Raw genomic sequence first — 14362 nt, forward strand, 5'->3', positions numbered from 1 at the left:
ACTCATGAGGAGGAGCCCCATGCGTGGTGCCAAGAGCGCCAAGTGGGTTGCGATAGCCGCCGTAGTGGCGCTGGGTGCGACGGCCTGTGGCGGCGGCGGGGACGACACCAGCTCGGGCAAGGGCAAGGGCAACGGCGTCGTGTCGGTGGAGATCGGTGAGCCGCAGAACGGCCTGGTCCCCACCAACACATACGAGACCGAGGGCGGCCAGGTCATCAACGCCCTCTTCACGGGTCTGACCAAGCTTGACGCCGACAACAAGGTCGTCAACGCCATGGCGCAGTCGATCGAGAGCAAGGGCAACAAGGTCTGGACGATCAAGCTGAAGTCCGGTTACACCTTCCACAACGGCGAGAAGGTCACCGCTCAGTCCTTCGTCGACGCCTGGAACTACGGCGCCAACCAGACCAACGCCCAGCAGACCAACCCGCTGTTCAGCCACATCCAGGGCTACAGCGACCTGAACCCGGGCGAGGGCAAGAAGCCGAAGACGGACAAGATGTCCGGTCTGAAGGCCGTCGACGACAGCACGCTTGAGATCACGCTGAACGGCGCGTTCTCGGCGTTCCCGGCCCAGCTGTCCTACCTCGCCTTCTCTCCGCTGCCCAAGGCGTTCTTCAAGGACCCGAAGGGCTTCGGCGACGCCCCCATCGGTAACGGCCCCTTCAAGATCAAGGGCACGTTCAAGCACAACGAAGAGATCGACGTCACGAAGTACGACAAGTACCCGGACGCCTCGAACATCGAGGTCAAGGGTGTCAACTTCAAGATCTACTCGAACCTGGACACGGCCTACAAGGACCTCGTCGCCGGCAACCTGGACGTCCAGCTCGTCATCCCGAACTCCGGTCTGCCGACGTACCACAAGGACCTGCCGGGCCGTTACATCGACGAGGCCGACTCGGGTGTCGGTTACATCGGCTTCCCGATCAAGTACAACAAGGCCTTCCAGAACGCGGACCTCCGCAAGGCCATCTCCATGTCGATCGACCGGAAGACGATCGCCTCGAAGATCTTCCTCGGCGCTCGTACGCCCGCGGACGACTTCATCAGCCCCATCATCGACGGCTACCGCAAGGGCGCCTGTGGTGAGGCCTGCACGCTGGACGCGGCCAAGGCCAAGGAGCTCTACAAGAAGAGCGGCGGCCTGCCCGGCAACAAGCTGGAGCTCGGCTACAACGCCGACGGCGACCACAAGGCGTGGATCGAGGCGGTCGCCAACCAGATCCAGCAGAACCTGGGCATCAAGGTGACGGCCAAGCCGTTCGAGCAGTTCCAGACGATCCTCAACGACCTGGACGCCAAGAAGTACCAGGGCGCGTTCCGTATGGCCTGGAACATGGACTACCCGGACATGGAGAACTACCTCCGTCCGATCTTCTCGAAGGAAGCCATCGCCAACGGCTCCAACTACTCGGGTTACGTCAGCCCGGACTTCGAGAAGCTCCTCGTCGAGGGTGACCAGGCCGCGACGCACGAGGACGCCGTCAAGAAGTACCAGCAGGCCGACGACGTGATCCTCAAGGACCTGCCGTACATCCCGGTGTACTTCTACACCCTGAACTCCGGCTTCAGCGACAAGATCAAGTCGATGAAGATCGCCGGTCACAACATCCTGTGGGACCAGGTCAAGCTCAGCTGACCCCAGGTTCTGAGCAGTTCTGACACAGCATTACGGGGTGAGCAGGGGGAGGAATAGCCTTCCCCTGCTCACTCCTGCTGCCGTCTCCCGTCCGACTGTGCCATCCCCTCGGCCACGGTCGGGCCGAGCACCCCCTCTGGAGTACCCATGGGCCGATACGTCGTGCGCCGCCTGCTGCAGGTGATCCCTGTAGTGATAGGCGTCACGTTCATCATCTTCTGCCTGGTCTTCGCTCTGCCCGGCGACCCGATCCAGGCGCTGGCCGGCGACAAGCGCGCCGACCCCAACATCGCGGCGGTTCTGCGTGCGCACTACCACCTCAACGAGCCGCTGTACCAGCAGTACTGGCACTACATCAGCGGCGTCTTCACCGGTGACCTCGGCGAGACGTACAACGGACGTGCCATCTCCGAGATCGTCTCCGAGCGGTTCCCCATCACTCTGAAGCTGGGGCTGACCTCGTTCGCCATCGAGGCCGTGATCGGTATCGTCGCCGGCATCTTCTCCGCCCTGAAGAAGGGCAAGTTCATCGACAACGTCGTGCTCATCTCGACGCTGGTGCTGATCTCGATCCCGGTGTTCGTGCTGGGCAGCATCCTCCAGCTGGAGCTCGGCGTGAAGCTGAAGATCACGCCCGTCGCCGGCATCGAGAAGGGCTGGCCGCAGAGTTACATCCTCCCCGCCATCGTGCTCGCCTCGACCTCCATGGCCTATATCGCGCGCCTGGTGCGGGCGAGCATGTCGGAGTCGAACCGCGCCGACTACGTGCGGACGGCGGTGGCGAAGGGTCTTCCGCAGCGGCGGGTCATCGGTATCCACTCACTGCGCAACTCCCTCATCCCGGTGGTCACCTTCCTGGGCTTCGACCTCGGTGCTCTCATGGGTGGTGCCATCATCACCGAGCGCGTGTTCAACCTGCCCGGTATCGGCGGCCAGTTGGCCCAGAGCCTCTATCTGCGTGAACGACCCGTCGTCGTCGGTCTGGTGACCCTGCTCGTACTGATCTACCTGGTCGCCAACCTCCTCGTAGACCTGATGTACGCCGTGCTCGACCCGAGGATTCGCTATGAGTGAGAAGACGATAGAGAGGCCCACCACCGACGAGGCCGCCATCGCCAAGGAGATCGAGGCCGAGGAGAAGGCGGCGGCCCGGCAGGCGAGCCTGCTCAAGGACGGCTGGGTGGACCTGCGCAAGCGGCCCATGTTCATCGTCACCGGCTTCGTCATCGTGTGCCTGCTCGCACTGGCGATCGCACCCAGCCTGTTCACCGCCCGCTCCCCGTTCTCCGACGGTTTCTGCCAGCTGCAGAACTCCATGAACGGGCCGTCGTCCGGGCACCTGTTCGGCTACGACGTCCAGGGCTGCGACATCTACACGCGGACCGTGTACGGAACCCGCAACTCGATCGTCGTCGGTGTGGTGACGACCGTGGTCACCACGCTCATCGGCGGTCTGCTGGGCATGCTGGCCGGTCTGGTCGGCGGCTGGCTGGACGCGGTCGTCTCCCGGATCACCGAGGTGTTCTCGGCCCTGCCGCTTCTGGTCGGCGGTCTGCTGATCATGTCGATCTGGGGCGGCGGTGACGTCTGGTCGGTGTCGCTCATCATGGCGATCCTCGGCTGGCCCCAGGTCTTCAGGATCATGCGCGGTGAGGTCATCGCCAACAAGTACAACGACTACGTGATGGCGGCACAGGCGCTGGGCGCCGACTCCTGGCGGATCGCGTTCCGGCACATCCTGCCGAACACGCTCGCCCCTGTCATCGTCATCACCACGATGAACCTCGGCGTCTACATCTCCGCCGAGGCCGCCCTGTCCTACCTGGGCATCGGCATCCAGTATCCGAACATCTCCTGGGGCGTGATGATCAGTGACGCCCAGGACCGGTTCCTGACCAACCCGCACGCGCTGCTGTTCCCGGCTGCGGCCCTGAGCATCACCGTGCTGGCGTTCATCATGCTCGGCGACGTGGTTCGCGACGCCTTCGACCCCAAGTCACGCTGAGGGAGGCGTACGTGACCATCATCGACCCGACGGACGCCGTCCCGGCCCCGCGCCCGGGCGACCCGGAGCGCACCGGCCCGCTGCTCGAAGTGCGCGATCTGCACGTCGAGTTCAAGACCCGTGAGGGCGTGGTCCGCGCCGTCAACGGCGTGAACTACTCCGTGGACTCGGGGGAGACCCTCGCCGTGCTCGGCGAGTCCGGCTCCGGCAAGTCCGTGACCGCGCAGGCGATCATGGGCATCCTCGACATGCCGCCGGCCAGCATCCCCAAGGGCGAGATCCGCTTCTACGGCCAGGACATGCTCGCCATGTCGGGCGAGGAGCGGCGCAAGCTGCGGGGCGCCCGGATCGCAATGATCTTCCAGGACGCGCTGTCCTCGCTCAACCCCGTGCTCAGCGTGGGATATCAGCTGGGCGAGATGTTCCGCGTCCACCAGGGACTCTCCAAGAAGCAGGCCAAGGCCAAGGCCATCGAGCTGATGGACCGGGTGAAGATCCCGGCCGCCGCGGCCCGCGTGAACGACTACCCGCACCAGTTCTCCGGCGGTATGCGCCAGCGCATCATGATCGCCATGGCGCTCGCCCTGGAACCGGACCTGATCATCGCCGACGAGCCGACGACGGCTCTCGACGTGACGGTCCAGGCCCAGGTGATGGACCTGCTCGCGGAGCTGCAGCGCGAGTACCAGATGGGCCTGATCCTCATCACCCATGACCTCGGTGTCGTGGCGGACGTGGCCGACAAGATCGCCGTGATGTACGCGGGCCGGATCGTGGAGACGGCGCCGGTGCACGAGCTGTACAAGCGCCCGGCCCACCCCTACACCCGCGGCCTGCTCGACTCGATCCCGCGGCTCGACCAGAAGGGCCAGGACCTCTACGCGATCAAGGGACTGCCGCCCAACCTGCTGAAGGTGCCGAGCGGTTGTGCCTTCAACCCTCGCTGCGAGAAGGCGCAGGACATCTGCCGTACGGACCGGCCGCTGCTGGTCCCGGTGACCGAGCGGGACGGAACGGAACTGCCCGGCCGCGCCAGCGCGTGCCACTTCTGGAAGGAGACGATCCATGGCTGAGTCGACCAAGACCGACGAGCCGACGGACGCCACACCGAACGTCTCCGAGGTGGACGCCGTCGACGTGCACTCGGAGGAGGAGGCGGTCGCCGCCCTGGACGCACACGTGGAGCGCGGCGAGCCGATCCTCCAGGTGCGCAACCTGGTGAAGCACTTCCCGCTGACCCTGGGCATCGTCATCAAGCGGCAGGTCGGCGCCGTGAAGGCCGTCGACGGCATCTCCTTCGACCTGTACCAGGGCGAGACCCTGGGCATCGTGGGCGAGTCCGGCTGCGGCAAGTCCACGGTGGCCAAGCTCCTGATGAACCTGGAGCGGGCGACGGCGGGCGAGATCTTCTACAAGGGCCAGGACATCACCAAGCTGTCCGGCAGGGCGCTCAAGGCCGTCCGCCGGAACATCCAGATGATCTTCCAGGACCCGTACACCTCGCTCAACCCCCGTATGACGGTGGGCGACATCATCGGCGAGCCCTTCGACATCCACCCCGAGGTGGCCCCGAAGGGTGACCGGCGCCGCAAGGTGAAGGAGCTGCTGGACGTCGTCGGCCTCAACCCCGAGTACATCAACCGCTACCCGCACCAGTTCTCGGGCGGTCAGCGTCAGCGCATCGGTATAGCCCGCGGCCTGGCCCTGAACCCCGAGGTCATCATCTGCGACGAGCCGGTGTCGGCGCTGGACGTGTCCGTCCAGGCACAGGTCATCAACCTGATGGAGGGTTTGCAGAACGAGTTCAACCTCTCCTACATCTTCATCGCGCACGACCTGTCGATCGTCCGGCACATCTCGGACCGCGTCGGCGTGATGTACCTCGGCAAGATGGCCGAGATCGGCACCGACGAGCAGATCTACGAGCACCCGACGCATCCCTACACCCAGGCGCTGCTGTCGGCTGTCCCGGTGCCGGACCCGGACGCCCGCGAGCACCGCGAGCGGATCATCCTCACCGGCGACGTGCCGTCCCCGGCCAACCCGCCCTCGGGCTGCCGCTTCCGCACCCGCTGCTGGAAGGCCCAGGACAAGTGCGCCGAGGAGATCCCGCTGCTGGCGATTCCCGAGCGCTTCAAGGGCTCGGACTCCCCGGCTGCGCATGAGTCTGCCTGTCACTTCGCGGAGGAGAAGGACGTGGTGGGCGCGGTGTGACTGCCGTCAGCTGTCCCGTGGTTCCCGGTACCCCCGAGGGTGCCGGGAACCGGCGTTTTTCGAGGACGCGGATCGTCTGCTGCGCCGTCGTGGCTGGTCGCGCCCACGCGGCGGAGCCGCATATGTCACAGCCCCGCGCCCCTTCAGAGCGCTACCCGTGCCCAGTGGCAGGCCACCTGCTCGCCGCCACCACCGTCCAGCACCGCCAGGTCCTCGCTACGGCACCGCTGCGCTACCCCCGCCCGCTCCGCCTCCCCACTGGCCAGCACCTGGCAGCGGGCATGGAACCGGCACCCGGACGGGATGCGGGACGGATCCGGGGGCTCGCCGGTCAGTACCACCGGGTCACCCTGAGCCTCCGGCAGTACCGACAACAGTGCCTGGGTGTACGGGTGTCGAGGGGCCGTCAGCACCTGCTCCACGTCCCCCGTCTCCACGATCCGGCCCAGGTACATCACCGCGACCCGGTCGGCGATGTTCCAGGCCAGGCCCAGGTCGTGGGTGACCACCAGCGCGGACAGGCCCAGTTCGGTGCGCAGGCGCAGCAGGAGGGCGAGGATCTCGCCGCGTACGGAGGCGTCGAGCGAGGCCACCGGCTCGTCGGCGATGATCAGTTCGGGTTCGAGGACGAGCGCGCCCGCGATGACGACTCGCTGGCGTTGACCGCCGGACAGTTCGTGCGGGTAGCGCAGGAAGAAGCGCTCCGGGGGGCGCAGGCCCGCGTGGGCGAGGGCCTCGGCGACAGCCGCCCGCTCGTTCCCCGTACGGCCGTGGATCCGCAGGCCCTCGGCGACCGCGTCGTACACCGTGTGGCGGGGATTGAGTGAGCCGGTCGGGTCCTGCAGTACGAGCTGGACACGCTTGCGGTACGCCTTCAGTGCCCGGGAGGAGTACTCCAGGGGCTTCCCGGCGAACGTGATCCGGCCCGCGGCCGGCGTCACCAGGCCGAGCAGCGAGCGCGCCAACGTCGTCTTGCCGCAGCCCGACTCGCCGACCAGCGCCACGATCTCCCCGGCCCGGATGTCGAGCTCGACGCCGTCCACGGCCCGCGCCGCGGGGGCACCGTGCCGCCCGGGGAAGGTCACGTGCAGGCCCTGAGCGCTGAGCAGGGGCGGTGCGATGGTGGTCATGTGCCGCTCCTCGGGTCCTCCGTCGGGCCGGCCGGCGGCGGCATCGCTGCCCCTACGCGCGCCCCGGCCGCAGGCGCACCGTGCCGCCCGGGGAAGGTCACATGCAGGCCCTGAGCGCTGAGCAGGGGCGGTGGTGGTGCAGTCGTCGTCATGTGCTGCTCCTCGCATCCTCCGTCGGGCCGGCCGGCGGCGGGACCGCGGCCCCCACGTGCACACAGGCCGCCCACCGCCCCTGCCCCGCGTCCCGCAGCCGCTGGTCCTCGACGGAGCACTCGTCCAGGGCGACCGGGCAGCGCGGGTGGAAGGTGCAGCCGGAGGGCAGCGCGGCGGGATCGGGCGGGTCGCCGGCCAGGCCGCTCGGGGCGAACCGGGAGGCCCGGTCGCCGATGCGCGGGAAAGCCGCCGACAGGGCCTTCGCGTACGGGTGCCGGGCGTCCTCGTAGACCTGGCGGGCGGGGCCCTCCTCGACGACGCGGCCCGCGTACATCACCGCGAGCCGGTCGCAGGTGTCGGCCAGCACCGCCAGGTCGTGGCTGATCATGATCAGGCCGACGTCCTGCTCGGCGACGAGCTGTTCGATCAGCCGCAGGATCTGCGCCTGGATCATCACGTCGAGGGCTGTGGTCGGCTCGTCGGCGATGACCAGCTGCGGGCCGCAGGCCAGCGCCATGGCGATCATGACGCGCTGCCGCTGGCCGCCGGACAGCTCGTGCGGGTACGCCGACGCGCGTGCCGCTGGCAGGCCCACCTGCTCCAGCAGCTCACCGGTCCGCTTCCGCGCCGCGGCCGCCGTGGCCCCGCGGTGCAGCAGGACGGGCTCGGCGATCTGGTCGCCGATGCGGTGCACCGGGTTGAGCGAGTGCATCGCCCCCTGGAAGACGATCGAGGCGCCCGCCCAGCGCACCGCCCGCACCTGCCCCCAGCGCATGGTCAGGACGTCCTCGCCGTTCAGGAGGATTTCCCCGGCGACGCGGCTATCGGCCGGCAGCAGTCTCAGCAGCGCGAGCGCCAGCGTGGACTTGCCGCAGCCCGACTCGCCCGCGATGCCGAGCTTCTGTCCCGCCGCCAGCGACAGGTCCACGCCCCGCACCGCGGCCGCGCCGCCGGCGTAGGTCACTTCGAGGTTCCGGACCTCCAGCAGCGTCAACGGGCCACCCCCAGCCTGGGGTTGAGGACGGACTCCACCGCACGGCCGCACAGTGTGAACGTCAGCGCGACCACCGCGATCGCGATGCCCGGCGGCACCAGGTACCACCAGTCGCCGGAGCTGACCGCACCGGCCTCGCGCGCGTCCTGCAGCAGGCCGCCCCACGAGATGACCGTGGGATCGCCGAGGCCGAGGAAGGCCAGCGTGGCCTCGGCGAGGACGGAGGAGGAGATCATCAGGGTCGTCTGGGCGAGGACCAGCGGCATCACATTGGGCAGGACGTGCCTGGTCATGACGTGCCAGTGGCCGCCGCCGAGCGCCTTGGCCCGTTCGATGTACGGCCGGGACTCCACCGCCAGTGTCTGGGCGCGCACCAGGCGGGCCGTCGTCGGCCAGGAGGTGACGCCGATCGCGAGGATCACCGTGCCCAGGGAACGGGTCATCACGGTGGCCAGCGCGATGGCCAGCACCAGCGCCGGCATCACAAGGAACCAGTCGGTGATGCGCATCAGTACAGTCGCGTACGGCCCCCGGAAGTGCCCCGCGGTGATTCCGACGACCGTGCCGATCACCACTGACAGCACGGCCGCGAGCAGCCCGACCAGCAGCGAGACCCGGGAGCCCCACACCACCAGGCCCAGCAGGTCGCGCCCGAACCGGTCGGTGCCCAGCGGGAATTCACCGCTCGGCGGCTGGAGAGGACTGCCCGGCGCGTCGGTCACTCCGGCCACGTCGGAGCCGACCGTCAGCGGCGCGGTCAGGGCGATCAGCGCGAACAGGGCGAGCGCTCCCAGGCCGACCAGGCCTGCGCGATGCGTGCGGTACTCCCGCCAGAACCGCGCGGCGGAGCGGCGGCGGCGCTGCCAGGCCAGCGCGCGGGGTCCGGGGGCAGGCGCGGTGTCCGTCGTCATCGGCCCACCCGCGGGTCGAGCAGCGGATAGACCAGGTCGGCCAGAGTGTTCATGACGATCACCGCCGAGGCGAAGAAGAGGAACAGGCCCTGGACGAGCGGCAGGTCGGGCACGCTCAGGGCCTGGTAGAACAGTCCGCCGAGGCCCGGCCAGGAGAAGACCGTCTCGACCAGGATGACGCCCGCGACCGTCCGCCCGAGGTTGACGAAGACCAGGGTGACCGTGGGCAGCAGCGCGTTCGGCACGGCATGCCGGCGCCGCACGAGGTCGTCCCTCAGGCCTTTGGCGCGGGCGGTCGTCAGATAGTCGCTCCCCATCTCGTCGAGCAGCGCCGAGCGGGTGACCAGCAGCGTCTGGCCGTACTCGACGGCGACCAGGGTGAGCACCGGCAGGACGAGGTGGTGGGCGACGTCGAGGACGTAGGCGAAGCCCTCCTTGCCGCCCGACTCCATGCCGCCGGTCGGGAACAGCCCGGGGACGGGGCCGAGGCCCACGCCGAACACGATGATGATCAGCAGCCCCAGCCAGAAGGACGGGACGGAGTACAGGGTCAGCGCCAGACCGGTGTTGAGCTTGTCGCCGAGCTTGCCGTGCCGCCAGGCCGAGCGGGTGCCGAGGAACATGCCGAGCGCGGTGTAGAGCACGAAGGCCGTGCCGGTCAGCAGCAGCGTGTTCGGCAGCGCCTCGCCGATCTTGTCGACGACCGGGGTGCGGAACTGGTAGGACGTGCCCAGGTCACCGGTGAGCGCCTTGCCGCAGTAGTCCGTGAACTGCCGCCACACGGGCAGGTCGAGTCCGAACTCCCTGCGGTAGGCGGCCAGTTGCTCCGCCGAGACGGGGCGGCCGCCGGTCATCGTCTTGACGGGGTCACCGGGGATCAGCCGGAACAGGAAGAACCCGGTGACCAGCACGGCGAGCAGCGACACGGCGGCGCCGCCCGCCTTGCCCGCCCCGTACCGCAGATACGCGGTGGTGGTGCGGGCCCGTGGTCCGTGGACGGCCGGACCGGCCGGGACCGGTACGGCGGCCTTGTCGACCGCGGCGGACGCTGCGTCAGGTGCCGTTGGCTGCATGGGCTACTCGCGGTCGTCGGCGGTGGCGCGACGGCGCCGCGCGAAGAGCAGTCCGGCGCCGGCGAGGACCACGACACCCGCGACGACCCCCACGACGACCCCGGTCGAGCTGCCCCCGGAGGAGCTGCCCGAGTCGGCCGGGACCGCCGACCACCAGCTCCAGTAGCCGTCCTGGCCGTAGATGTTGCCGGCGGCCTTGGGCATCGTCTCGATCGACTTGATCTGGTCGGTGCGGTAGGCCTCGACGGCGTTCGGATACGCCATGACGTTCATGTACCCCAGGTCGTACAGCCGCGACTCCATCTGCTTGACGATGTCGGCCCGTTTGGCGGAGTCGTACTCGGCGAGCTGCTTGGCGTACAGGCCGTCGTAGGTCTTGTCGCAGATGAAGTTGTCGGTCTGGCCGGTGTCCTTCGGGGTCGCGGGCAGCGCCGCGCAGGTGTGGATCGACAGCACGAAGTCCGGGTCGGGGTTGACGGACCAGCCGTCGAAGGCGAGGTCGTACTTGCCTGCCAGCCACGGGTCGGTGACGTTGTCCAGGCAGTCGAGCGTCATACCGACGCCGAGCTTCGCCCACCACTCCTTGAGGTACTGGCCCACCGCCTTGTCGTTGGGGTCGGTGGCGTGGCACAGGACCCGGTAGTTCAGCGGTTTGCCGTCCTTGCCGACCCGTTTGCCGTCGGCGTTCTTCTTGAAGCCGGCCTGGTCGAGGAGCTGGGCGGCCTTCGTGGGGTCGTAGGAGAGTGTCTGGCTCGCTGAGGGCTTCCAGAAGTACGTCGAGAAGCGCGGCGGGATGTAGCCCTGGCCCTCGACCGCGTGCCCCTGGAACACCTTGTCGATGATGGTCTTGCGGTCGACGGCCATGAACAGGGCGTGCCGCACCCGCTGGTCGAGGAGCGACGGGTCGCCGTCGCCGAACTTCTTGCCGTTCTTCGCCTGCGCTCCCGGGTTGGTGGCGAGGGCGTAGAAACGGCGGCCGGGGGCGTCGTTGACCTTGATGTCCTTCTGGCCCTTGAGAGAGGCCGCCTGAGCCGGTGTCAGGGCGGGCGCCCCCGCCACGAAGGAGACCTCGCCCTTGCGCAGGGCGGCCACGGCCGCGTCCTGGTCCTTGTAGTACTTGAAGACCACCTCGTCGAACTTGGGCGCCCCGCGCCAGAAGCTCTTGTTGGCCTTGAGCCGGACGTAGCTGTCCGCCTTGTAGTCGCTGAGGACGAACGGTCCGTCACCGACGACGGGGAAGGACTTGTCGTTGTTGAACTTCGAGAAGTCCTTGACGTCCTTCCAGATGTGCTCGGGCACGATCGGCACATCGAGAGCCGTCATGGTGGCCTGGGGCTTCTTCAGTTCGACGACCAGCTTGGTGGGGCTGGGCGCCGTCACCTTGCGGAAGTTGGTGACAAAGCTGCCGTTCGCGGTGGCGGCGGCCTCGTCGGTCATCAGCTTGTTGAACGTCCATGCGGCGTCCTCGGCGGTCACCTTCTGCCCGTCCGACCACTTCGCGTCGGAACGGATCGTGTACGTCCAGGTGAGCTTGTCGGCGGACGGCTGCCAACTGGTGGCCAGGCCCGGGACCGGGTGCGCGTCCCCGGGGTCGTAGTCGGTCAGGTACTCGTACGTCAGCCGGAGGATGCTCGTGCTGAGCAGACGCACCGCCAGGAAGGGGCTCAGCGAGTCGACGCTCTGCGCCACCGCGACGGTGAGGGTTTTCTTGCCCTGGGCGGCCTCCGCGCGCTGGGGCGCCGGGTTGAGCGGAGTCGCGAGGCCGGCCGAGAAGGTCAGAGCGGCGGCGCCGGCGGCCGCCACCAGCCGGGCGGTGCGCGATCGCGGCCTTCTCGGATGTGAACGCCTGGTGCCGTGCTGGTCTTGTGTGCTCATGGATCGTGACCTCACGTCATCGCTCGCACAGGGACGGCTTGTTCGGACTTCAGGAGCGGGTTCTGCCTGGTGACGGGCCAGCCGGGTGATGAGTGTGTCTATCAGCGGCAGTCTGCGCACGTCAACGGCGCGTGAAACCATGGTGGCCTGCGAAAACGGCGAGTTGATGTTCGCTCGGCCCGCTATTGGTCAAGACCTGTGAAGGGGTCCTGGTAGAGCGCTGACGCCGTCGACGGAGGGAATCAGCCACCGTGATGATGTCGTGACTGTTGCGAACGGACGACCCGTCAGCGGACCACCCGTCCGCGCAGCACGATGCGGCGGGGATGCCGCAGCACGGCGGGTTCACGGCGCGGGTCGGCGTCGTAGACGGTGATGTCGGCGAGGGCGCCCTCGGTGAGGCCGGTCAGGCCCAGGAACGCGCGGGCCGTCCAGCTCGCGGCGCCGACGGCGGCCTCGGCGGGCAGGCCCGCCGCGATGAGATGCTCGACCTCCGTGGCCACGTTGCCGAAGGGCGCGGAGTCGGTGCCGGCGAGGACCGTGACTCCGGCGTCGTGGGCCTCGCCCACGCGCCGGACCATGGTTTCGTGGCCGGCGTGCCACAGTCGCCCACGCGGGGTGTCCCGGGTGCGGCGCGGGGCGCTCCGGGCGAAGGTGGTGAGCGTGGGGACGTAGACCGTGCCGTGCGCCGCCATGAGGTCCACGCACTCCTCGGGCATCCCCATCCCGTGCTCGACCGAGTCGACCCCTGCGCGGGCGGCGTTGACCGTTCCGCGCCCGGACTGGCAGTGCGCGGCGACTCGGCCGCCGGCCGCGTGCACGGCGTCGGTCACGGTGCGCAGCACCTCGTACGGCACCGGATCCGCCTCGAAGTCCCAGTCGCCGACGAGCTTGCACCAGCCGTCGTGGGCCCTGGCCTCCGCGACCGCGGCGGCGACCAGGTCGTCGGTGACGGTGTGGAAGGGGGCGCTCCTCGACAGCCCCGCCCAGGCCAGCCAACGCCCCGCGCTCACCATGCGCGGGCTGTCGGGGGCTTCCCGCATCCCGGCAGGTATCTCACCCAGGAGTCCCGGGAAGCGCAGTGCGGTGGTCCCCGCGTCCCGGTGCTGGGCCACCTGTGCCGCGAACGCCTCGCTGTCGAAGGCCGGTTCGTCCTCGGACGGGGAGCCCGGGTGTGTGTGCACGTCGACGAGACCGGGCAGCAGGAACCCTCCGTCGGCGAGGGTGTCGGCCGGCTGCGAGGGCTGCTCGAAGGTGATGCGGTCCCCGAGCGTCCACACATCCCGGACCGAGCCGTCGGGGAGCACGGTCCCGCGTAAATGAAAGGCCATGGGGCCGGAGTCTCGCTGCCGGGCGGGCCGACGGCAAAACGGCCCGCCGGGAAACCGGCGGGCCGTGCTGCGGGGCTTCTTGTGCCTACTTGTACTCGAGTCCCCAGACGTTGTTGTTCCTCTTCACCGGCGCCGTGAACTGCTTGCGCCACTTGGTCGTGCTGTGGAACTTGCAGTGGCCGTCGTAGTAGTACGTGTACTTGCGGACCTTGAACTTCTTGGCCTCGTGGAACAGCCGCATCCGGACCTGGGTCTTGCCCGCCTTGTCCTTGGCGTGCAGCGAGTAGTTCCAGCTGTCGGAGTGCGACCACGACTTGCCCACGGTCACGCTGAACGACGTGCTGGCCTTTGCGAAGATCACCCCGGCCTCGGCCTCGACGCCCGCGGTGCCGCTGGCGGTCCAGGTTCCCGTCTTGCTCTGGTTGTAGCTGACGGTGGGGTCGGTGTTGTCGAAGACCCACGTGCTGGCGAGGTTGGTCCCCGGGTACACCGTGTGCTTGTCGTAGATCTCGTAGCCGGTCCCCGGGCTGGGCGCGCACGAGGCGGACGCCGGCGCGGCGGCGACTCCCACCATGCCACCGGCGACGACGGCAGACGCGATGACAGAGCTTACGATTTTCCTCACGGAAGTGAATTCCCTTCGGTCGGGCAATTCCCGACGGACGAATCGGTGCTGGTTCGTGGAGGTATTCGTGCCAAGGCGCGCCAATGCATGGCGACACCTGCGACCGTGATGAAAATCAGCACTCATCAGAACCCCCGTTCTGCTGGTCAACTGGCCTTCTGTCGACGGCTGTCGGGCGGTCGATCAAGACGCAGCGACTGAAGATTGGCCGTGTTCCGTCGAGTTGGCAACCGTCATTCCGTGCCGCAATGTGATCTTCCTTGAATTCACACTCGGGCGCCCTGACGGCAAAGCGGTCACAAGGGAGAAAAGGGGGTGACCGTTCATCACTTTCTGGGGGATTTGGCTCGATCTCTGCATCGCATAATGTGATGTGGGTCACGTGCGACGGGAATTCTCAAATTCCCAT

Annotated in this window: 13 protein-coding genes; 5 read left to right on the forward strand and 8 right to left on the reverse strand. The window is 68.2% G+C overall.

Annotation, left to right across the window (positions count from 1 at the left end; all coding sequences use genetic code 11):
* Positions 1-19 precede the first annotated feature (19 nt).
* From EDD92_RS30310 to EDD92_RS30330, 5 genes are all read left to right on the forward strand, one after another.
* Positions 20-1642 carry an ABC transporter substrate-binding protein gene (locus EDD92_RS30310; RefSeq protein WP_123967267.1) on the forward strand — a complete coding sequence of 541 codons (1623 nt, stop codon included), beginning with the start codon at positions 20-22 and terminating at the stop codon, positions 1640-1642.
* Positions 1643-1789: 147 nt separating this feature from the next.
* Entirely contained in the window at positions 1790-2716 is a 927-nt protein-coding gene (locus EDD92_RS30315) for an ABC transporter permease (protein ID WP_123967268.1), read from the forward strand.
* Positions 2709-3647 carry an ABC transporter permease gene (locus tag EDD92_RS30320; RefSeq protein WP_123967269.1) on the forward strand — a complete coding sequence of 313 codons (939 nt, stop codon included), beginning with the start codon at positions 2709-2711 and terminating at the stop codon, positions 3645-3647. The genes EDD92_RS30315 and EDD92_RS30320 overlap by 8 nt, the downstream gene beginning before the upstream one ends.
* Before the next feature lie 11 nt (positions 3648-3658).
* On the forward strand, positions 3659-4720 hold the full coding sequence (locus tag EDD92_RS30325; protein ID WP_123967270.1) for an ABC transporter ATP-binding protein: 1062 nt from the start codon (positions 3659-3661) through the stop codon (positions 4718-4720).
* Complete coding sequence (locus tag EDD92_RS30330; protein ID WP_123967271.1) at positions 4713-5861, forward strand: ABC transporter ATP-binding protein; 1149 nt, start codon at positions 4713-4715, stop codon at positions 5859-5861. The genes EDD92_RS30325 and EDD92_RS30330 overlap by 8 nt, the downstream gene beginning before the upstream one ends.
* A gap of 143 nt (positions 5862-6004) precedes the next feature.
* Here EDD92_RS30330 and EDD92_RS30335 read toward each other — a convergent pair whose 3' ends face one another.
* The 8 genes from EDD92_RS30335 to EDD92_RS30365 form a co-directional block, all read right to left on the reverse strand.
* Positions 6005-6991, reverse strand: a complete 987-nt coding sequence (locus EDD92_RS30335) for an ABC transporter ATP-binding protein (RefSeq protein ID WP_123967272.1) — start codon at positions 6989-6991, stop codon at positions 6005-6007.
* Positions 6988-7143 carry a hypothetical protein gene (locus tag EDD92_RS50020; protein WP_185124168.1) on the reverse strand — a complete coding sequence of 52 codons (156 nt, stop codon included), beginning with the start codon at positions 7141-7143 and terminating at the stop codon, positions 6988-6990. Before EDD92_RS50020 ends, EDD92_RS30335 begins: the two co-directional genes overlap by 4 nt.
* Positions 7140-8138 (reverse strand): ABC transporter ATP-binding protein, encoded by a 999-nt coding sequence (locus EDD92_RS30340; RefSeq protein WP_123967273.1) that lies wholly within the window; start codon positions 8136-8138, stop codon positions 7140-7142. The genes EDD92_RS50020 and EDD92_RS30340 overlap by 4 nt, the downstream gene beginning before the upstream one ends.
* Positions 8135-9049: an ABC transporter permease gene (locus EDD92_RS30345; RefSeq protein WP_123967274.1), complete on the reverse strand. Its 915-nt coding sequence runs from the start codon at positions 9047-9049 to the stop codon at positions 8135-8137. Before EDD92_RS30345 ends, EDD92_RS30340 begins: the two co-directional genes overlap by 4 nt.
* Positions 9046-10122 carry an ABC transporter permease gene (locus EDD92_RS30350; RefSeq protein WP_260326841.1) on the reverse strand — a complete coding sequence of 359 codons (1077 nt, stop codon included), beginning with the start codon at positions 10120-10122 and terminating at the stop codon, positions 9046-9048. Before EDD92_RS30350 ends, EDD92_RS30345 begins: the two co-directional genes overlap by 4 nt.
* A 3-nt stretch (positions 10123-10125) precedes the next feature.
* Positions 10126-11997, reverse strand: coding sequence for an ABC transporter substrate-binding protein (locus EDD92_RS30355; RefSeq protein WP_123967275.1), 1872 nt, complete (start codon positions 11995-11997; stop codon positions 10126-10128).
* A gap of 287 nt (positions 11998-12284) precedes the next feature.
* Positions 12285-13328, reverse strand: coding sequence for an amidohydrolase family protein (locus EDD92_RS30360; RefSeq protein ID WP_123967276.1), 1044 nt, complete (start codon positions 13326-13328; stop codon positions 12285-12287).
* 85 nt (positions 13329-13413) lie between these two features.
* A complete protein-coding gene (locus EDD92_RS30365; RefSeq protein WP_123967277.1) occupies positions 13414-13953 on the reverse strand; it encodes a hypothetical protein in 540 nt (179 codons plus the stop codon).
* Positions 13954-14362: the final 409 nt, after the last annotated feature.

It is taken from the genome of Streptomyces sp. TLI_185, assembly GCF_003814765.1.
Lineage (GTDB): Bacteria > Actinomycetota > Actinomycetes > Streptomycetales > Streptomycetaceae > Streptomyces.

Bases quoted from the DNA above. Each gene is read 5' to 3' on its own strand.
- EDD92_RS30310 (WP_123967267.1), top strand. From the start codon at position 20: ATGCGTGGTGCCAAGAGCGCCAAGTGGGTTGCGATAGCCGCCGTAGTG.
- EDD92_RS30315 (WP_123967268.1), top strand. From the start codon at position 1,790: ATGGGCCGATACGTCGTGCGCCGCCTGCTGCAGGTGATCCCTGTAGTG.
- EDD92_RS30320 (WP_123967269.1), top strand. From the start codon at position 2,709: ATGAGTGAGAAGACGATAGAGAGGCCCACCACCGACGAGGCCGCCATC.
- EDD92_RS30330 (WP_123967271.1), top strand. From the start codon at position 4,713: ATGGCTGAGTCGACCAAGACCGACGAGCCGACGGACGCCACACCGAAC.
- EDD92_RS30335 (WP_123967272.1), bottom strand. From the start codon at position 6,991: ATGACCACCATCGCACCGCCCCTGCTCAGCGCTCAGGGCCTGCACGTG.
- EDD92_RS50020 (WP_185124168.1), bottom strand. From the start codon at position 7,143: ATGACGACGACTGCACCACCACCGCCCCTGCTCAGCGCTCAGGGCCTG.
- EDD92_RS30345 (WP_123967274.1), bottom strand. From the start codon at position 9,049: ATGACGACGGACACCGCGCCTGCCCCCGGACCCCGCGCGCTGGCCTGG.
- EDD92_RS30350 (WP_260326841.1), bottom strand. From the start codon at position 10,122: ATGCAGCCAACGGCACCTGACGCAGCGTCCGCCGCGGTCGACAAGGCC.
- EDD92_RS30355 (WP_123967275.1), bottom strand. From the start codon at position 11,997: ATGAGCACACAAGACCAGCACGGCACCAGGCGTTCACATCCGAGAAGG.
- EDD92_RS30360 (WP_123967276.1), bottom strand. From the start codon at position 13,328: ATGGCCTTTCATTTACGCGGGACCGTGCTCCCCGACGGCTCGGTCCGG.